The sequence below is a fragment of the Vitiosangium sp. GDMCC 1.1324 genome (assembly GCF_003044305.1).
GTDB lineage: Bacteria > Myxococcota > Myxococcia > Myxococcales > Myxococcaceae > Archangium.
This window is the reverse complement of sequence record NZ_PZOX01000016.1, coordinates 108,082-126,701: the sequence shown is the minus strand read 5'-3', so window position 1 is coordinate 126,701 and position 18,620 is coordinate 108,082. Positions and strand designations below refer to the sequence as shown.

Sequence of the window (18,620 nt, the reverse complement as noted above, 5' to 3'; positions counted from 1 at the left end):
CGACCGCCATCCACACCACCGGAGCAGGCACAAATATCACGGCAGCGTAAAGGTTGACAAGCAGTGTACAGGCCGGCTTTCACTTGCTGAGCAAATGTTTCTTTTAATTTCGGACTTCGAGACGGGCCGGGCCCTGGCCGCCGCTCGAAGGGGATCAGGGGAACACCGTAGAGACATCCCCCTTGCGCCCCAAGCGCGCGTGACGCCTGTGGATTTCGGGTGGCGCGGCCCTTGAACGGTCGCGGGATTTCCGGAACGGTGTGGCCCGGCGGCCACACTGGCTCGCCCCAAGGTGCCTCGACATGCCCGCGACCGTCCTCATCGTCGATGACGAGAAGAACATCCTCCTGACCCTCCAGACGTCGCTCCAACTGGCGGGATACCGCACGGAGCTGGCGGCCAGTGGCCAGGTGGCCCTCGACGTGGTGTCCGCTCGCCCGGTGGACGCGGTGTTGATGGACGTGAAGATGCCGGACATGGACGGGCTCACGGCCCTGGCCCGAATGATGGAGCACAAACCGGATCTGCCGGTCATCATGATGTCCGGGCACGGCACCATCGACACGGCGGTGAAGGCCACGCAGCTGGGAGCCCGGGACTTCCTGGAGAAGCCCATCGCCCGGGACCGGTTGCTGGTGGCGCTGCGCAACGCGCTCAAGCACCAGGCGGTGGTGGAGGAGCTGCAGGCGCTGCGCGCGGAGGTGGGCCGCTACGACATGGTGGGCGGTAGCCCGGCCATGCAGCGCATCTTCTCGCTCATCCAGCGCACGGCGCCCTCGGAGGGCCGGGTGCTGATCACCGGGGAGAACGGCACCGGCAAGGAGCTCATCGCCCGGGCGCTGCACCAGAACTCGAAGCGCAAGAACGGGCCCTTCGTGAAGCTCAACTGCGCGGCGGTGCCGCACGAGCTCATCGAGAGCGAGCTGTTCGGCCACGAGAAGGGCGCCTTCACCGGTGCCATGAGCGTGCGCCGGGGCAAGTTCGAGCTGGCCCACGAGGGCACGCTCTTCCTGGATGAGATCGGCGACATGCCCCAGGCCATGCAGGCCAAGCTGCTGCGCGTGCTGCAGGAGGGCGAGCTGGAGCGGGTGGGCGGCTCGGAGACCCTCAAGGTGGACGTGCGCGTCATCGCCGCGACGAACAAGAACCTGGAGAAGGAGATTGAAGCCGCACGGTTCCGCGAGGACCTCTACTACCGCATCAACGTGGTGCAGATTCACTCGCCGCCCCTGCGCGAGCGGCGCGAGGATCTGCCGGCGTTGATCGACGCCTTCCTGAAGGAAGCATGCGCGCGGAACGGGCGTCGGCCGCTGTCGCTGTCTCCCGAGGCGCTGGCGGTGATGGCCGCCTATGACTACCCGGGCAACGTGCGCGAGCTGCGCAACCTGGTGGAGCGGCTCGCCATCCTCTGCGAGGGCCCCGTCGTCTCCGGCCAGGAAGCCGCCGAGCTGCTCCCGCGCGGCAAGGGCATCCTGCCTCCGCCACCTCCGGCCGACGCGCCGGGGACTCCGGCCATCGCGACGCCATATCCCCCTCCCCTGCCCATCCCGGTGCCCGTGGCCCAGGCTCCGGTGGCTTCAGCACCCGCCAGCGGCTTCCGGCCCCGCGTGGACCGGACCTTCCGCGAGCAGGTGGAGGACGCCGAGCGGGAGATCATCCAGCACACGCTCGCGCATACGCAGGACAACGTCACCGAGGCCGCGCGGCTGCTCGATCTGGAGCGCGGACACTTCTACAAGAAGATGAAAGCGCTCGGACTCCGTCGCGGCGGGCCGGACTCTGGAACCCCTTGATTTCAGTGACCGTTTTGACTGCTCCTGATGGAGGGTGAAACGACGTGTGCTCGCCGTGTGCTCTCAGTGTGCTCGGGCACAGCGGCACGGTGGCTCTCCCAGCACTCACAGGCCGCGGTGCGTCACGGACGTGCCGCGAGGGGCTGCGCTAGGCTCTCCGTCCCTCTCAGCGGAGGCCCACGTGAGCCAGAAGTTCCACCGTCGAACCATCCTGAAGTGCATCGCCGCTGTCGCCGCCAGCACCGCCTTCGGTTGTTCTCCGGACGAAGACTCTCCCATCACTCCCGGCCAGGAGATCTTTTCCCAGTCCGTCGCATCGGGAGATCCGCGCTCCGACAGCGTGGTGCTCTGGACGCGCGCCGTGGATCCCGCAAACCAGGACTCGGCCACCCCGCTCTCGCTCCAGGTGGGCACGGATGCGGAGCTCACCACGCTCGTGCTCGAGCTGAATGACTTGCAGGCGCTGCCCGCGCACGACCACACCCTCAAGGTGAAGGTGACCAACCTCAAGCCGCGGACCACCTACTACTACCGCTTCCTCTACGAGAAGAATGGCAAGCGGTACGCCTCGGTGGTGGGCCGCACCCGCACCGCGCCCGAGCAGGGCCAGGACGTCCCCGTGCGCTTCGTCTTCGCCAGCTGCCAGGACTTCATCGGCCGCTACTACAACGCCTGGCAGTACCTGCTGCAGCGCGACGAGGACCTCGACTTCATCGTCTTCCTCGGCGACTACATCTACGAGACCACCGGCGATACCTCCTTCCAGACGCCCGATGAGGCCCGCACGGTGCGCTTCAGCGACACCGCCTCGGCGCTGTCCCAGAACTCGGGGCAATACTTCGCCGCGGCGGCGCTCTCCAACTACCGCGACATCTACAAGACGCTGCGCTCGGACACCCACCTGCGGCAACTGCACGAGCGCTATCCCTTCATCGTCGTCTGGGACGACCACGAGTTCTCCGACGACAGCTGGGGCTCGACCGGGACGTACTCGGACGGCCGCGCCGATGAGCGCTCCGATGAGCGCAAGCGCAACGCGGAGCAGGCCTTCTTCGAGTACATCCCCCTGGACACCACCGACTCGAGCGCGGGCGCCATCGACGTGGACAGCACGCCCCGCTACCCCGCCACGCGCATCTACCGGGACTTCGAGTACGGCAAGCACCTGCGGCTGATCCTCACCGACCTGCGCACCTACCGGCCCGACCACCTCATCCCCGAGGACGCCTACCCCGGCACCGTGGTGATGGATGACGTGGCGCTCAAGGAAGCGGGCGTGGACAAGCTCCTCACGGCCGATGACTACGCCTATGTGGACATCGACTCGGCGGAGTACGCCCAGCAGAAGGGAGCATTGCAACAGGCCTACGGCCAGCTCGCGCTCCAGGCGGGGATCGGCGCCGAGGCGGCCTCCAAGGCCGTGGAGCACGTGCGCGGCAAGCTCGCGCTGGCGTACGTGAACCAGGTGCTCGCGAAGCTCGGCGCTCCCCCCATCAGCCCGTCCGACAAGCCGCGCGGGCTCGCCTACGCGCACATGGGCAAGACGGAGCTGTTCAGCATGCTGGGCTCGCGCTACGTCGTGGTGAAGCAGACCTTCGACCTGTACTCCGGCTGGCGCTACCTGAAGTCGCAGGGCACCAGCGAGAACATCCTGGGCACCGTGCAGGAGTCCTGGCTGCGCCAGACGGTGCGCGCGGACAACACCTGGAAGGTGGTGGTGAGCTCCGTGTCGCTCACCTCCATGGTGTGGAACCTGAGCGACCTCACGGACATCCCCGCCCAGCTGCGCACCCGCTTCTACTTCAACGCGGACCAGTGGGACGGCTTCCCCAACAAGCGCGCCGAGCTGCTCAAGTTCCTGCGCGACAACAACGTGCACAACGCGCTCTTCATCTCCGGGGACATCCACTCCTCCCACGCCTCGGTGGAAGGCGGCGTGCCCACCCTCACCACCCCCGCCATCTCGTCCTCCTCCGTGAAGGAGCTCGCCAGCGGCTCCGTGGTCGCCGCGGGCTTCCCGCCCGGCAGCTCCGTCTACCGCCGCGTCATCACCGAGATGGAGTCCACCCTGCGCGCGAGCAACCCCGGCCTCGCCTTCACCAACGGCGACGCGCATGGCTTCGTGGTGCTCGAGGTCCGCGCCGATGAGGCGCTCGCCACCTTCCACCTCATCCCCAGCTCCGAGGTGAAGACCAACTACGCGAACCAGCCGCAGGCGCTCGGCGGGAAGTTCTCCCAGAAGGCCCTCCGCGTCCGCGACGGCGCCATCACCGACGCCTGACGCAACCCCCGGCGCGCTTCACCCCAGGAGGCTCCGGTGCACACCGGGGCCTCCTCTCCTTCCGCGTCCGGCCGCCCGCCCGCATGCCCAATTCGCGAGCGACCGGGCACCTTCCCGAAGGAGCCACACCTCGCACGCCTGCTGCATCACGACGGCAGCGGTCGCAAATCGACCCTGATCCGCCAAGAGGTGCATGCATGCTGTCCGCCCGCCACTTCCGCCCCGCCCGGCTGGCGCGGTCGCCGAAGTCCCGGCGCTTCTCCCTGGAGGCGCTGACGCCCGGTGATCGCGCGCTGTTCGAGACGTGGCTGGCGGAGGTGAGACGCCATCCCCTCCTGTCCCGGGAGGAGGAAGCGGCGCTCGCCCGGCAGCTCCGGGAATGTGGAGACCCAAAGGCCCGTGCCCGGCTGGTGGCCTCGAACCTGCGGCTGGTGGTGAAGCTGGCGCGCGAGCACCACCGCCCTCCCCTCCTCCTGATGGATCTCATCCAGGAGGGAAACCTCGGGCTGCTCCTCGCCGTGGAACGCTTCGAGCCCGAACGCGGCGTGCGGCTGTGCACCTACGCGGCCTGGTGGATCCGCGCCTACCTGCTGCGCTTCATCATCGAGAACTGGCGGGTGGTGAAGCTGGGAACCACGGACGTGCAGCGCAAGCTCTTCTTCCGGATGCGGGAGGAGGAGGGGCGCCTGCTCGCTTCGGGCCAGGAGGCGACACCCCGGCTGCTGGCCTCGCGCCTGGGCGTCCCCGAGGAGGAGGTCGTCGAGATGGACCAGCGTCTGCGCCAGGACGAGGTCCGGCTCGATGTTCCCCCCGACGACGAGCGGGGCCGCCCCTTCCAGGCTCGCGCCCTGCACTCGGGGACTCCGGCCGTGGACGAGGAGCTCGGACAGAGAGAGCTCACCCGCTGGTTCCTGGAGAAGGCCCACAAGTTCGCCCGCGGACTGCACGACGAGCGCGAGCGCTACATCCTGGAGCACCGGCTACTGGCCGAAGAGCCCGAGACGCTACAGACCATCGGCAAGCACTTCCAGGTGAGCCGCGAGCGGGCCCGCCAGGTGGAGGCCGGGCTGATCGCGAGCATGCGCGAGTACCTGCTCAAGCGGATGCCGGACTTCACGTGGTTGGACGAGGAGCCCGGACTGCATGCACCGGCCTGAGCCGGCGCGGCACGCATGGCGGAGGAGCCCGACGTGGGCAGGAAGCAATACACAGGGGCTCGGAGTGCCCCGAGGAGGCGCCAGATGAGGATCGGCGATCTGATGACGAAGGGGCTGGAGACGATCGAGGCGGATGCGCCCCTGCGCGCGGCGGCCGAGCGGATGCGCTCCTACGGCATCGGGGCGCTGCCCGTCATGGATGGGGAGCAGCTCGTGGGGATGCTGACGGACCGGGACATCACCGTGCGCGCGACGGCCGCGGGCAAGGATCCGAACCGAACGACCGTGCGCGAGGCGATGACCCACATCGTCATTACGTGCGACGCGGATGCCCCGATCTCCGAGGCCGAGCACCTGATGGAGGAGAAGGCGGTGCGGCGCCTGGTGGTGCTCGATGGATACAAGAGGCCGGTGGGCCTCATCAGCCTGGATGATCTGGCCACGGTGCCGGGCGAGGCGAGGCACGCCGGCGAGGTGCTCAAGGAGCTCAACACGCCTCAGTAGAAATGAAACGGCGCGGGGGCCTCATGCCTCCCCCGCGCCGCCGGGACTTCGAGCTCTGGGCTCAGTGACTACCGGGTGATGCTCACCGCGGCGTCATCGAGGAAGAAGCTCGTCTTCAGCGACGCGTCCTCCACGCCCTTGAAGTAGACGCGGATCGTCTGGCCCTTGTACGCGCTCAGGTCGAACGACTTCTGCACGTAGCCCGTGCTCGCGTCCAGGTTGCTGTACGTGGCCAGCGTCGCCAGCGCCGTGCCCGAGCTGTTCTGCACCTGCACCGTCAGCGTGTCGTAGGCAACGGCCTCCGTCTCCGACGTGGTGACCTTCACCCAGAAGCTGAAGCTGGCGCTGCACGCCGTGGAGGGGATCGTCACCTGCTGGTAGATCGTATCGGTGTGGCTCGAGCCGTAGCCATCCAGCCACGCCTTGTAGCTGCCCGTGCGCGCCGCGCTGCCCGACGTGGTGCCGTCAATCACGCTCGTGCTGGCCGTCCAGCTCACGTTGCCGCTCTCGAAGCCGGCGTTGGCCAGGAGCTGCTCGGTGGTGGAGCAGCTGCCCGTGGCGTTGTTCACGGTGACGGACACCGTGGACGACGTGCCCACGTTCCCCGCGGCGTCATACGCCTTGGTGGTCAGCGAGTAGCTGCCGTTGGCCACCGCCGTGGTGTTCCAGTCCACGCTGTACGGCGTCGTGGAGTCCGTGCCAATCAGGCTGCTGCCCGCGTAGAACTCCACCTTGCTCACGCCCACGTTGTCGGAGGCGTCCGCGCTCACGGTGGTGGTGCCGCTCAGCGTGGAGCCACCCGCCGGAGCGGTGATGCTGGTGCTGGGCGCCGTGGTGTCACCGCCGCCGCCACCGCCGGTGATGAATCCGGTGTAGAGCAGCTTGTTCGGCGAGCCCGTGCCCGGGCTCGTCACCTTGTTCGGGGTGGCGTTGGTGGTGAGCGCCGCCGTCACCTGGGCCGGCGTGGCGCTCGGGTTGGCGCTCAGGTAGAGGGCCGCCGCGCCCGCCACGTGCGGCGAGGCCATGGACGTGCCGCTCATGGAGGTGCTGGAGGTGTCGCTCGAGTACGAGGCCGAGGTGATGCTCGAGCCCGGCCCGAAGATGTCCAGACACGTGCCGTAGTTGGAGAACGACGAGCGGGCGTCGCTGCTCGTGGTGGAGCCCACGGTGATGGCGTTGGGCGTGCGGGCCGGCGAGTAGTTGCAGGCGCTCGAGCTGTCGTTGCCCGCGGCCACGGCGACCACCACACCCGCGGCGATGGTGCGCTCCACCGCGTCATCCAGCGCCTGCGACGCGTCACCGCCCAGGCTCATGTTGGCCACGGCCGGCTTGACGTGGTTGGCCGTCACCCAGTCCAGGCCGGCGATGACCTGCGCGTCCGAGCCGTAGCCCGTGCAGTCGAGCACGCGCACCGGGTGCAGCGTCACCTTCTTCGCCACGCCCCAGGTGGTGCCGCCCACCGTGCCCGCCACGTGCGTGCCGTGGCCGTGGCAGTCCGACGCCGTGCCTCCCGAGGTGATGGAGTCGAAGCCATTGCCCACGCGGCCGGTGAACTGCGAGTGCGTCAGCCGCATGCCCGTGTCGATGATGTACGCGTGCACCCCGGTGCCATCGACGTTGTAGTTGTAGGTGCTGTTGAGCGGCAGGCTCGCCTGGTCGATGCGATCGATGCCCCACGTCGCGCCCGTCTGGGTGCCCGACACCGACACGATGCCGTTCTCCTCGACGTACGCCACCCGGGGATCCGCCAGCAGCTCACGCACCTGGGAGATGGGCATCTTCACCCAGAAGCCCCTGAGCGCGCGCTCATACGTGTGCAGCACCTGGCCGCCACGCGCGGACACCATCTCCCGCGCCACGTCCGACGAGCCGCGCAGGGCCACGTCCTTCACGTCCTCGCGCAGCACGACGATGTACTCGTCCGGGACCGACCGCGGCTTGCGCAGGAGCTGAGCCATGTGGCCCACCTCCTTGGACGGAAGTACTCCCTGCTCCTCGGGCAGCGGGCCACCGCACGCGGACAGGCCCAGCACAGAGCACGTCAACAGCGTCTGCGTCAGCTTCAGCTTCATGAACGACCTCCGGGGGTATGGAGGACTGCGGGTGAAGAAAACGAGCGCGGCCCGTGCAATTAGTCTTTTGGGACCAAAGGGTCAAGACCGCTAATCTTGTTTTCTCTGACTTCGCAACCCGCGAAGGTCGTTCGTGCGTCCGCGCTTCACTGCGCGTGAGGCTCACGCCCCGAGCGCGGTGGAACGTGCAGCGGACTCCGTCCCCTTCGCCCCGGAGTCCACCTGCTGGCGGGCCGGGATGAAGGTCATGGCGCGCTCGGCGAGCGCGGTGATGGTGAGTGAGGGATTCACTCCCGGGTTGGCGGAGATGGCCGAGCCGTCGATGACGTACAGGCCCTCGTAGCCAAAGAGGCGGTGCAGGGGATCGATGACGCCCGTCTCGGGCGAATCCCCCATGCAGCAGCCTCCGAGGATATGAGCGGTGGTGGGGATGCCCATGACCGTTTCTGATGCCAGGGTCATGGATAAGCCGTCCAGCTTCTCCGCGACCCGGTGCGCCAGCTCGGTGGCCTCGGGGATGTGGGCCGTGGGCGCGGGGCCCTCCTGAAGGCCCGTGGTGAGCCCCTTGCGTCCGGCGGTGAAGAGCCCGCGCCCGCGCCGCATGCGCAGGTGCCCGTCCAGCGTGCGCATGTAGAGGAGGATCATCGACCGCCGCGCGAAGTCGCGGGTGAACCAGGTGGTGATCAGCTTGAAGGGGTGGCGCAGGAAGAGGCCCATCACCTTCGCCAGCCGGGAGAAGGCGGTGGCTCCACCCACGTGGGGCGCCATCATGGCGCGGAAGAAGTCGGAGCCCGCGGAGTAGCGCACCGGCTCCAGGTGCGAGTGCGCATCGGTGTGGAGGATGGAGCCGATGGCGATGCCCTTGGACAAGTCCCTGTCGTGGAAGCGCTTGCCGGCCACCACTCCAATGAGCGCCTCCGAGTTGGTGCGCACGCCGTCTCCGAGCCGCTCCGACAGCCGGGGCAGTCCGTCCGGGCTGGCCTTGAGCTTGAGCAGCAGATCCACCGAGCCCAGCACTCCGCCGGAGAAGATGACCTGGCGCGCGGTGAAGCGCCGCTTGCGGCGGGAGAAGAGCGAGGCCCCCTCGAGCGCCTCCACCTCATAGCCTCCACCGGGCAGCGGGCGCACCCAGGAGACCTCGGTGTCCGCGTGGATGGTGAGGCCGCGCTTCTCGGCGAAGTAGAGGTAGTTCTTGTCCAGCGTGTTCTTGGCGTTGAAGCGGCAACCGGTCATGCAGCCGCCGCAGGCGTTGCAGCCGGTGCGCTCGGGGCCCTCGCCGCCGAAGTACGGATCCGGCACCGTCACCCCGGGCTGGCCGAAGTAGACCGCCACCGTGGTGGGCTGGAAGTCCTCGCGGCCCATGTCCTTGCCCACCTGTTGGATGACCTCGTCCGGCAGCGTGCGCAGCGGGTTCACCGTCGCCCCGAGCATCTTGCGCGCGGTGACGTAGTGCGGCGCCAGCTCCGTCTTCCAATCCGCCAGTCCGCCCCACGAGCGAGCCTGGAAGAAGTCATCCTTCGGGATGGGCAGCGTGTTGGCGTACACCAGCGAGCCGCCTCCCACGCCCACGCCGGACAGCACCGTGACGTGGCGGAAGAAGGTCATCTTGAACAGGCCACGCCAGCCGAGCCGCGGCATCCACAGCCACCGCTTCAGGTTCCAGTTCGTCTTGGGGAAGTCCTTCGCCTGCAGGCGCCGGCCCTTCTCCAGCATCACTACCCGGTAGCCCTTCTCCGTCAGGCGCAGGGCGCTCACGCTGCCGCCGAAGCCCGAGCCGATGATGAGCCAGTCGCAGTCGAACTCCATCGTGTCCTCCCCCCACTGGGGATACTTCACAGACTCGAGGGCGCTCGCCGGATGTGCTCCCCCGTCCTGCTAGATGAGCAGGCGCGCGGACGTTACCAGCCTCTGGTACCCGCTCGGGAAGATTGAGTCCTGGCCGGACAGGGGAGCAGGCGAAATGAAGCGGGGGACCGACCGGAATGGGCTCCCGGCCAGTCCCCCGAAGGAAACCCTGCTCTGTACCCGTGCCGTTAGCGGCGCGCGGCGTGCAGCTGGTGGTACTCCTGCATCTGCTTGGGGCTGAGGTTGGACACGAACTGCAGGTACTGCCGCTTGCCCACGTTCTCGCCGACGTAGAACTCCTTGGAGACGTTGTTGACGTAGTAGCGCCCCTTGGAGGTCAGTACGTAGTCATCACCGTCGCGCTTGAGCATTCCGCTGTTGAGCAGCCGCTCCAGCACCGAACCGAAGATCTTCTCGGGCTCGACCCCGAACTCGCTGATGAAGCCGCTGCGCGGCACTCGCAGGAACTTCACCCCCAGCACGAAGTAGCGGGACATCATCTCCTGCATGTTGGCCTTCTTGGCGAAGGCGATCGGATCCTTGCCCTCGGCGATCGCCTTCTCGTAGGCCTCCTTCTGGGCGTAGTTCACGAAGACGTGCTGGTTGATGAACGAGTAGGCGCTATTGCCGAAGCCGATGTAGTCGGCCTGGGGCGCGGCGAAGGCGATGGCGTTGTGGACCGTCTCGTAGCCGGGCTTGGCGAAATCAAAGACGCCGTACTGGCGATAGCCATACCCGGCCAGCGCCTCGGCCACCACATGGTCCATCTCGTTGAGCACTTCCATCGGCGACTGCTCGGGAAGCTGGCCGGCCGCTTCGCGCAGCTTGAGCGCGGTATAGGGAACGACCTGCAACCGGAAACAGGAGATGTGGGTCGAGCCCGTATCCGCGGCCCGCTTCAGGTCCTCCCGCAGTTCCTCCATGGTCTGGCCGGGGACGCCATAGATGATGTCCAGGGAATAGTTGGTCCAGCCGACCTGGCGGATGATCTTGATGATCTCCTCGGAGTCGCTCACCCGGTGGGGACGGCCGAGCACCTTCAGGACCTTGTCGTTGAAGGACTGCAAGCCAAAGCTGATCCGGTTGATGCCGCCGTCGTAGTAGGCCTGGGCCTTCTCCAACGTGAAACTGATTGGGTTTACTTCCGCGGTGATCTCCGCATCCGGCGCGATGTTCAACGAGTCGTGCAGCAGCTTCTTGATGGACAGCAGTTGCGAGGCTTCCAGCACCGAAGGCGTCCCGCCACCGAAATGTCCACACTCGAAGCGATGGTTGGCCAACCGGCCATCCTTGATGTAGCGCTCGATCTCCCGACGCAATGAGTCGAGATAGCGTTCCGTGGGCGCTCCCTTGGCCTTCTCCACGCTGAAGCCGCAATAGTCACAGATCGCGGTACAGAACGGGATATGGACATAGTAGGCGGCCCGGCGCGGCTTCCAGACAGATGCCGAACCCTCGGGCGTCAGCGCATTGGGATACCAGGCGATGAACTCGTTATCTTTATTGGTAAAGATTTCGCTGTCGCTCACGGAAATGCCCCCTGAAGGAGTTCAATCCTGGCCAACCCGCCCTGCGCTCAGATGCGGCAGCAGCTACTGACCGGAGTTCCAGGTTTCAACGGGACTTCTTATACTTTTTATAATCCGGTCCTCTAAAAGTAAAGACCGGCTTCAATTTCGCGCCCACACGGTCTCACGAGGGAGCGGCCAGTTTCTGGCGGGCGACCTCGCGGCGCTTCGCGCGCACCTTGCCCGCCACGTTGAGCAGCATCCGGTCCCGTTCCCACCGCTCGCGCGTAGGTGCGTCCACCTGCGCCCAGAGAGGCTCCAGCCCGTCCACCCGCCGCCGGCACAGATCGATGGCCCCGGCCAGCGCCAGGTGCACCGCCGGAGAGGCCGGGTCCATCTGCGCCAGCCCCCGCATCGTCACCGCGAGCGCCAGCAACTCCTCGCGCACCTCGTCCGGCCAGCCCGAGCGCCGCGCCACCTGGAACAGCCAGCCGAGCACCGCCGCGAACACGTGACAGTCTTCCACCGTGCGGAACGGTTTGACATAGCGCTCGTAGCCATCGCCGGGCAGCACCTCCCCGGACGCCACCGTCACCTCGTGCAGGTGCAACTCGGCATGGGGCACCTCCGGTACGAAGGGGGTCGGGGGCAGCTCGGTGAGCGTCACCCCTGGACGGTGTGAATCGATCCGCACCAGCCGCAGCCGCTTGCGACCCTGCGCGTCCTCCCCCTCGCTGGCCACCACCAGCAGCTCGTCCGCCGCGGTGCCCAGGGTGACGAAGGCCTTGGAGCCCTCCAGGCGCAGCGAACCCTCGCCCGAGCCGGTGAGCCGCGTGTTCATGGCCGCGGGGTGTCCGCCCTCGGCCTCGGTGACGCACAGGGCGTAGCGGTGCTCGCGAGCCAGCGAGGGAAAGAGGGAGCGCAGCGCCGAGTGGTAGCCCGAGGCAAAGGCATAACCCAACCGGTCGGCCGCGAAGCCTCCGGCGAACGCCACGTCCACCGGGAGGGAGAAGCGCGAGGACAACCGCAGGTGCCGCGTCCACCAGTCCTCGACGGAGCCGAGGGGCTCCGGGACCGGGGACTCGGTGAGAAGGAAGCGCAGGAGCTCGTCCATGGCGGACCAGTCTACTCCGAGGCTATCGGGTGGCACGCTCGCCCCTCTCGAGGGCCTCGGCCCACGTCGAGCCCACCGACAGCTCGGCCGTCCGCGACACGAGATAGCCGAGCTTCACCCGCTCCAGCGGCACGAGCCCGGCCAGCATGAAGATGCCGTAGTGCCACCCCAACAGGCAGCGCATCGTCAGGAAGTCCGGCGTCGTCGACACCTCCTGGAAGGAGCGGCTGTGGAGGACTGTCTTGTGGAACTCGCTCGGGGTGATGGGGGCCGCCTTGTACTCCAGCGCTTCCCGGCGGGGCGCGAAGGACTCCTTCGTGGGCAGCGTGAGCTCGCCCGAAACCGCCAGCTCCGTCAGCGTCTTCTTCAGCCGCGCGCACAGGGCGATCCACTGGCGCAGGAGCGGATCCTCTCCGCCGCCTTCCACGTAGCGCCGCGCCACCTCCACCGTTTTCAGGAGCTGCTCCTGGTGGCCCTGCACGTAGGCCTCCAGCTTCTGCCGCAGCTCCCGCTTCGTGTCGAAGCGCTGGAGGAACACCTCGCAGTGTGAGCGCAAACTGAAGTGCGAGTAGCGCAGGTCTCCGTTGAGCAGGGTGAGCGACAGGAGGATCTGGAAGAGCACATCCTGCCAACGCGCCTGTCCCTCGCGCGCCCGCTGCAGGAGCTCCAGCAACAGCGGCGAGGCCTCGGCGTAGAACTCCTGCGCCATGCGCTCCGTGACCGGGCCCACCCCGGTATAGGGAGACTGGTAGGGCACTCGGAGGACCGAGTTGTCGGGGTGCAGCGGCTCCAGCGGCTCCGTCTCCAGCTCCAGCGCCGCGAGCTGACGGTGCTGCGCCAGCATCTGCTCGGGGGAGATCTCCACCTGTGAGGGATGGGCGGCCACCCAGGCGCGGATGCCCTCCTCGAAGTCCCGGGCCAACGCATCCTCGCGCTCGGGCCGCGCCCACAGGTCCACGATGACGCGAGGCCCCTGCCGCCACCGGGTGCGCAGCGAGAACCGCTCCAGAGTGCCCTCGGCGGTGAGCCTCTCCAACAGGGGCTTGAGACCGGACAGGAGCAGCGCGTCCTTGTCCGGGCGGTAGTAGACGACGTGCCAGGTGTGCCACATCAGCTTTCCACCCTCCGGTGCTCGAGCAGGTGCTGGATGAGGTAGGCGAGGACGGCCTCCATCCGGAGCGTCACCCCCAACCGGTTGTTGAGCATGTGCAGGTGCGACATGCCGATCGCCGACAGCGCGGGAGAGGACTCCTGCCCCTCCGGGCTCAACCCCGCCTCGCGGACCCGGGCCTGTTGCAGCCGCCCCTCGCGCTCCAGTGCCTCGAGCGCGGTGGCTGTCTCGCGCAGCGCCTCCGTCCAGCGGCGGTAGAGCCCCGTCAGGCGGCCCTCGCGGTACTCCTGGGCGAGCGACGACAGCCTCGCGCCGAGTTGCGCGCCGTGCTTGTCGAACATGGCGCGCGCCTCGCGCTGGATCTCCTCCGACTGTCCCCGCATCAGCCCGAGGAAGCGCGCGTAGTGCGCCAGGGACGAGCCCAGCGTCCGGGCCAGCGGGGCAATGGGCTGCGCGCCGAGGAACGTCAGCTCCAGCGCCAGGCCCATGCGCTTCTGCGGTGCTTGCAGCAGCGTGGGCAGCACGCCCAGCGCGCACGTGCTGCTCACGTGGAAGAGGTCCTCGCTGAGTCCCATTGCCTCGGGCCCACCGTAGCGCTCGTACTCGGGCTCGTAGGCGAGCTCCTGGAGGCTCTGGTTCTCGTACCACGTGCGCCCGGTCTCCCCTTCCGGCTTCGCGAAGGGCGCGCCGCGATAGAAGGACTCGGGCTCGAGCGTCACCGGGCTCGGGTGGGCCGCGATGAAGGTGGAGAAACCGTGGCGGACCTTCTCTCGCGCCACCTCCCTCCAGCCCTCGCGTACACCGCGCATCCGCAACCGCACGTGCGGCCCTCCCTGGCCGTAGCGCAGGAAGAAGTACCGGTCGATCCACCCCTCCCCTTGCAGCGCCTGCACCGCCGGGGCGACGGCCTCCACCAGCAGCCGGTCATGCGCCTCCACCTGGTGGTAGAAGAGGTGCAGGCTCAGCCACGCTCCCGCGTCATGCATGGCCGCCTCCTCGCCTCCACCGGGCCTCGTTCACCTCGAAGAGGAACTCGGAGGCGTGGCGGCCATCCGCCAGCTCCATCACCGGCGCGTCCGGTCCAGGCAGCGCCTCCTCGACCGTCAGCATCTGCTCCACGTGTTCGATCTGCCGATCGAGCAGCCGCAGCAGGAAGGCGTTCTCGAAGTCGATGAACTGGGGCTTGCGCTCCACGTCCCGCGTCCGTCCCCGGCCCCGCCCCGCACGGACGAAGACCTGCTTCGGCAGGCCGTGGCGCTCGCGCCAGCGATTGAGCTCCAGCAGCTCGCCAAACCCCGGGCTGCCCGGATTCGTGCGAGGCAGCAGCTCGCGAGGCATCAGCCAGCGGCGCCGTCCGAGCACCAACCGCCCCAGCATCATGCGCGGGTAGTGGCGGATGTGGCCCTCTTCCTGCGGGGGACGCCTCGCGTCGATGAGGTTCCAGAACGGGAGCGGGTACTTGCCCACCTCACCGAACTGCAAGAGGAACTGGTAGAGCGGCGGCGTCAAGCGCGGGACGAGGAGCCCCAGGTACACCGGGTGCAGCTCCGTGCCGTCCTTCGCGAGCAGCCGCAACCGCTCCGTCTCGGGGTCGTGGACGAGCCGGAGCTCCGGCAGCCGCAGCACGCCCTCCTCGCCGGGCTCGGGCCAGCTCCCCGGATAGGCGAGAAGCTGCGACGTCATCCGCGGGTGCAGGCAGGCGTTGAAGCCGAAGACGCCGAGCAGCTCGGCCAGCGAGTGCCCGGGAGGCAGCAGCCGCCGCTCCGTCTCCAGCATCCCCTGGCAGAGCGGGTTGTTTCGCGCATCCAGGCCACCGGTCAGCGCGGCGAAGCGCGCGAGGAACTGGCCATGACCGCTGTACGCCTCGTTGAGGACCAGCAAGGGCTGCTCCCCGGGGACGACCTGGGCCATGTACGAGAACGAGGCCCACGGTGCCGAGTAGCTCGCCGGCAGCCGCTCCACCAGGCTCTTCAGCCAGTCGCGCGGAATCTCCCAGACGGGCTGCTCGCGGGATAGCTCCTCACGAACGCGGAGGATGAACTCCTCCCGCAGCTCCTGCACGCGCAGCCGCTCCTCCCTGGGCAGCAGCGGCGTGTCCTTCGCGTCCTGGGGAAACCCCGGGCTGAAGCGCTCCACCGCGTCCAGGTCTCCGCCGAACACCCGGCGGCTGCGCTCGTAGAAGTCGAGCACGTTGTCGCAGGTGCCACCCCGCCCGTAGAGCTGCACGAACGCGGACGTCAGGATGCGGCGGCCCAGGGGACGGTTGGTGAACAGGGGCAGCAGCCGCTGGAGCAGCAGCAGATCGTCCCGGCTCTGCTCCCATAGTCCGCTGCCGATCCGTGCTTCCGTCGCCTCGAGGGTGGTGTCTTCGTAGACGATGCACTCCGACCACTCCGGCGCGAGCGTGCCCTGCACCAGCTCGAAGGCCTCGCGCAACACCTCCTCCATCCGCCGCAACAGCGCCAGCCGCTCCGAGGGCTGTGCAGACTCGAAACGCCGGTAGCACTCTCCGAGCGCGGTGAGCCGTGCGACCAGGGAGGGCGCGGGCTCGACCGGGATGCGCTCCAGTGCGCCGCGGAGCGCCTCGAGCAGATCCCACCGCTGCTCCGGCAGCGCGAACTGTCTCAGAACGAGGCCTGTCTCGAGGAGCTGGTTCAGGAGCTGGGACACCTTCTGCGAGGAGGCGGTGGGGCCCGTGAGCCGCTGGACGGCCTCGGTATACGTCTCCCCGGGACGGATCAGCGAGACCCAGGTCCCGAGCTGGGGCGTCTCGGCGACAGCCGTGAGCCGCTCCGTGGTGTGCGAGATGCGCGGGCGCGGGGGTCCGACCTCCAACCGCTGAAGGATGTTGCGGCGGCCCTCGCGCACCCACTGGTGCGGGTTGGGCCACAGGGGCACGTGCTCCTTGAGCACCGGGTGGCGCTGGATGGCCTCCTGGAGCTGGCGCAGCGGCAGGTGACCGATCTGAAGCTGCCCCTTCACCCCGGCCGTGGAAGGTTGGACGGAGATGCGCCCCGGTGCCTCGGCCGCGTCCCACCGGCCCAGCGTCACCTGGGTGAAGGTGCTGAACGGGCTCGTCTTCGTCACCATGCGCGACACGTACGCCAGCAGGCCGATCTCCACCTTGCGCAGGCGCGCGTCCTGCTCCTCCACCGGCGTCTCCGCGTACTTGTGGAGCTTCGAGATGAGGCTGTCGCTCGCCAGCGTGAGCCCCCGCAGGAGGATGGGATTGCGGGCCAGCTCCTGCATCAGCCGCCGCTGCGCCACCTGCTCCTCTCGGAACAGCGCCTCGCCGGAGACGAGCAGCTCCTGCCGCCGCGCGTGGCGCTGATGCCACTCCTCGAGCAGCTCGAGGTCCGCGGACGCGAGCCGGACCCGCGCCCGCTCGAGCACCTTCTGCGCCAGCGGCCGGTCATTGAAGACGTCCCGCTTCGCGCTCAGCAGAAGCTTGCGGTCCTCGGGAGCCTCATCGCCACAGGCCTTGCAAGCCCGGAAGAGCGCATCGCACAGGGCGTCGGCGTGCGAGGTGCGCCAGCGCTCGTCCTCCAGGAGGCGCGAGACGACGGCCGCACTGCGCCCGGCGCGCAGGCTCTCGAGTACCGAGAGCGGCAGCCCGGCGGAGCGGATGAGGACGAACGGCGTCGGGAAGGTCTCGCTCAGCTCCATGGGCGCAGGTCGAGGCGATAGCCCTGGCACCGGGTGGTGCCCACGAGCAGTTGGTACACCACGGTGCTGGTGGTCCCGGCCAGCCCGAGCATGCGCTCCACGGGCCGCTCGGCGTAGCTGAGGCTGGCACGCGCGAGCAGGTTCCGGGCGCTCATGGCGAGCGACAGCCACTGCATCACCAGGCCGGCCTCCATCAGGAGGATGCGGTAGCCGCGGGCGCCCCAGCGGGAGAACGCCGCGTTGACGTCGGTGGAGAGGAACCAGACGAGTCCGTGGGCGGCAACGTTGACGGTCTCCTGGACGAGGTACGTCTTCTGGAGCGCGAGCGAGTCGATGCCCCGCCGGAAGAGCTCCAGCTTGCCCGTCTCGGTCTGGTAACGGTGGATTCCGGGCTCCAGGCCCTCGACGCGCACGGCGACGGCGTGGATGTCCACGCAGGGGCGGACGTGGGGCAGAGGGCCCGAGTCGTGCCGGTACGGGCTCAGCGCCGCTGCCATGGCCTGCATGACGAGCGGCCCCGGCAACGGCACGGGGTCTGGCGCCAACCCATTGGGACCGACCCCCGCGTTGCGCTCATAGAGGGCATCCACCAACGGGCGCGCGTACAGACGATCCAGCCCGGACGCGGCGGGCGGGCTCACCATTCCGGCGGGACCCGCCGGACGGCGAAGCTCCCCGAGGCTCTCCAGGTTCGAGGCCCGAGCGGCCTCACGCAACCGGGCCGTCTGCGCGGTGAAGCGCGTGCCGCCAGAGGCGTGCCATTGGCCCTGGAGAGGCTCGGAGCGCTCTGGCCTGGAGCGGGCCTCTACCCGGTCGAGCGACGCGGGCAGCCTGCTTCCGAGGATGACGGCGCCGGCGCAGGCCTCTTCGCTCTCGGGCAACCCGAGCGCCTCGTGGAGCCACCCGTCTACGAACTGGTAGCGAACCTGCCCCTGCCAGCCGAGCGCACTGCCGACGAGCAGCAGGTTGCCAGCGAGGTGTCCCGCCTCGAGGTTGCACAGGCGGTAGCCGAAGTCGCCGTAGCGATAGCACACCCGCCAGAACTCGAGGCCCAGAAGGGCCACCACCTCCACGCCCTCGAGCGTCACGCCGAGGCTCGCCTCCAGCCACGCGCGGCCCCCCGGGCGCACCAGCTCCAGTGCATGCTCCGTCGGCAGGTAGTGGTAGAGGCCCTCGTCGAGGTCGGCGCCCCCGGGCATCCAGACATACAGCTCCGACGGATAGAGGCAGCGCGGCGAGGGAACGGCCCGGTGGTTGTTGTACCGGTGCATCACCTCGCGGCGCAGCAGCCCCAGGTCATAGCTCAGCAGGGCGGCCAGCTTCTCCAGCCTCGGCGCGTCCACCTGACGCACCGGACCCACGAGCCCCGCGAACGCCTCGCCCAGCGAACCCAGCTCCGGCATGCGCTCGGGCAATGGGATGAGGGGCGCGCCCACCAGCCGCTTGAAGGGCACCACCGGCGGCAGGTCCGAGGCATCCACGAAGATGCCCGACTCCTTCTTGGCGTAGAGGTTGTCGAAAGCGAAGCCCCGGACGAGTTCCTCGTTGCTCATGGTCGCGCCACCGTCA

At 68.4% G+C, this 18,620-nt stretch carries 12 protein-coding genes; 4 read left to right on the top strand and 8 right to left on the bottom strand.

Annotated elements, in window-relative coordinates; translation table 11 throughout:
• Positions 1 to 302: 302 nt before the first annotated feature.
• From DAT35_RS37345 to DAT35_RS37330, 4 genes are all read left to right on the top strand, one after another.
• On the top strand, positions 303 to 1,793 hold the full coding sequence (locus DAT35_RS37345; protein WP_108074049.1) for a sigma-54 dependent transcriptional regulator: 1,491 nt from the start codon (positions 303 to 305) through the stop codon (positions 1,791 to 1,793).
• A gap of 181 nt (positions 1,794 to 1,974) precedes the next feature.
• Positions 1,975 to 4,074 carry an alkaline phosphatase gene (locus DAT35_RS37340; RefSeq protein WP_108074048.1) on the top strand — a complete coding sequence of 700 codons (2,100 nt, stop codon included), beginning with the start codon at positions 1,975 to 1,977 and terminating at the stop codon, positions 4,072 to 4,074.
• A 197-nt stretch (positions 4,075 to 4,271) separates the two neighbouring features.
• Positions 4,272 to 5,231, top strand: coding sequence for an RNA polymerase sigma factor RpoD/SigA (locus DAT35_RS37335; RefSeq protein WP_158502070.1), 960 nt, complete (start codon positions 4,272 to 4,274; stop codon positions 5,229 to 5,231).
• An 84-nt stretch (positions 5,232 to 5,315) separates the two neighbouring features.
• The gene (locus DAT35_RS37330) at positions 5,316 to 5,735 is read left to right on the top strand and encodes a CBS domain-containing protein (protein ID WP_108074046.1); all 420 of its coding nucleotides are present in this window, start codon (positions 5,316 to 5,318) and stop codon (positions 5,733 to 5,735) included.
• A gap of 68 nt (positions 5,736 to 5,803) precedes the next feature.
• Here the strand turns inward: DAT35_RS37330 and DAT35_RS37325 are convergent, their stop codons facing one another.
• The 8 genes from DAT35_RS37325 to DAT35_RS37290 all read right to left on the bottom strand — a co-directional run bounded on the left by DAT35_RS37325 (position 5,804) and on the right by DAT35_RS37290 (position 18,604).
• Positions 5,804 to 7,807: a S8 family serine peptidase gene (locus tag DAT35_RS37325; protein ID WP_108074045.1), complete on the bottom strand. Its 2,004-nt coding sequence runs from the start codon at positions 7,805 to 7,807 to the stop codon at positions 5,804 to 5,806.
• A 162-nt stretch (positions 7,808 to 7,969) separates the two neighbouring features.
• A complete protein-coding gene (locus DAT35_RS37320) occupies positions 7,970 to 9,613 on the bottom strand; it encodes a GMC family oxidoreductase (RefSeq protein ID WP_108074044.1) in 1,644 nt (547 codons plus the stop codon).
• Between the two features lie 227 nt (positions 9,614 to 9,840).
• Entirely contained in the window at positions 9,841 to 11,181 is a 1,341-nt protein-coding gene (hemW, locus tag DAT35_RS37315) for a radical SAM family heme chaperone HemW (RefSeq protein ID WP_158502069.1), read from the bottom strand.
• A gap of 163 nt (positions 11,182 to 11,344) precedes the next feature.
• Positions 11,345 to 12,274, bottom strand: coding sequence for an acyl-CoA dehydrogenase family protein (locus tag DAT35_RS37310; protein WP_108074042.1), 930 nt, complete (start codon positions 12,272 to 12,274; stop codon positions 11,345 to 11,347).
• A 22-nt stretch (positions 12,275 to 12,296) separates the two neighbouring features.
• On the bottom strand, positions 12,297 to 13,385 hold the full coding sequence (locus tag DAT35_RS37305) for a lantibiotic dehydratase C-terminal domain-containing protein (protein WP_108074041.1): 1,089 nt from the start codon (positions 13,383 to 13,385) through the stop codon (positions 12,297 to 12,299).
• The gene (locus DAT35_RS37300; RefSeq protein WP_108074040.1) at positions 13,385 to 14,371 is read right to left on the bottom strand and encodes a thiopeptide-type bacteriocin biosynthesis protein; all 987 of its coding nucleotides are present in this window, start codon (positions 14,369 to 14,371) and stop codon (positions 13,385 to 13,387) included. Before DAT35_RS37300 ends, DAT35_RS37305 begins: the two co-directional genes overlap by 1 nt.
• Positions 14,364 to 17,051 carry a lantibiotic dehydratase gene (locus tag DAT35_RS37295; RefSeq protein WP_108074039.1) on the bottom strand — a complete coding sequence of 896 codons (2,688 nt, stop codon included), beginning with the start codon at positions 17,049 to 17,051 and terminating at the stop codon, positions 14,364 to 14,366. Before DAT35_RS37295 ends, DAT35_RS37300 begins: the two co-directional genes overlap by 8 nt.
• Positions 17,042 to 18,604 carry a SagB family peptide dehydrogenase gene (locus DAT35_RS37290; RefSeq protein WP_108074038.1) on the bottom strand — a complete coding sequence of 521 codons (1,563 nt, stop codon included), beginning with the start codon at positions 18,602 to 18,604 and terminating at the stop codon, positions 17,042 to 17,044. Before DAT35_RS37290 ends, DAT35_RS37295 begins: the two co-directional genes overlap by 10 nt.
• Between the last annotated feature and the right edge of the window lie 16 nt (positions 18,605 to 18,620).

Excerpts from the sequence above, each read along its gene's own strand:
- DAT35_RS37345 (WP_108074049.1), top strand. The coding sequence starts at position 303 with ATGCCCGCGACCGTCCTCATCGTCGATGACGAGAAGAACATCCTCCTG.
- DAT35_RS37335 (WP_158502070.1), top strand. The coding sequence starts at position 4,272 with ATGCTGTCCGCCCGCCACTTCCGCCCCGCCCGGCTGGCGCGGTCGCCG.
- DAT35_RS37330 (WP_108074046.1), top strand. The coding sequence starts at position 5,316 with ATGAGGATCGGCGATCTGATGACGAAGGGGCTGGAGACGATCGAGGCG.
- DAT35_RS37325 (WP_108074045.1), bottom strand. The coding sequence starts at position 7,807 with ATGAAGCTGAAGCTGACGCAGACGCTGTTGACGTGCTCTGTGCTGGGC.
- DAT35_RS37320 (WP_108074044.1), bottom strand. The coding sequence starts at position 9,613 with ATGGAGTTCGACTGCGACTGGCTCATCATCGGCTCGGGCTTCGGCGGC.
- DAT35_RS37310 (WP_108074042.1), bottom strand. The coding sequence starts at position 12,274 with ATGGACGAGCTCCTGCGCTTCCTTCTCACCGAGTCCCCGGTCCCGGAG.
- DAT35_RS37305 (WP_108074041.1), bottom strand. The coding sequence starts at position 13,385 with ATGTGGCACACCTGGCACGTCGTCTACTACCGCCCGGACAAGGACGCG.
- DAT35_RS37300 (WP_108074040.1), bottom strand. The coding sequence starts at position 14,371 with ATGCATGACGCGGGAGCGTGGCTGAGCCTGCACCTCTTCTACCACCAG.
- DAT35_RS37295 (WP_108074039.1), bottom strand. The coding sequence starts at position 17,051 with ATGGAGCTGAGCGAGACCTTCCCGACGCCGTTCGTCCTCATCCGCTCC.
- DAT35_RS37290 (WP_108074038.1), bottom strand. The coding sequence starts at position 18,604 with ATGAGCAACGAGGAACTCGTCCGGGGCTTCGCTTTCGACAACCTCTAC.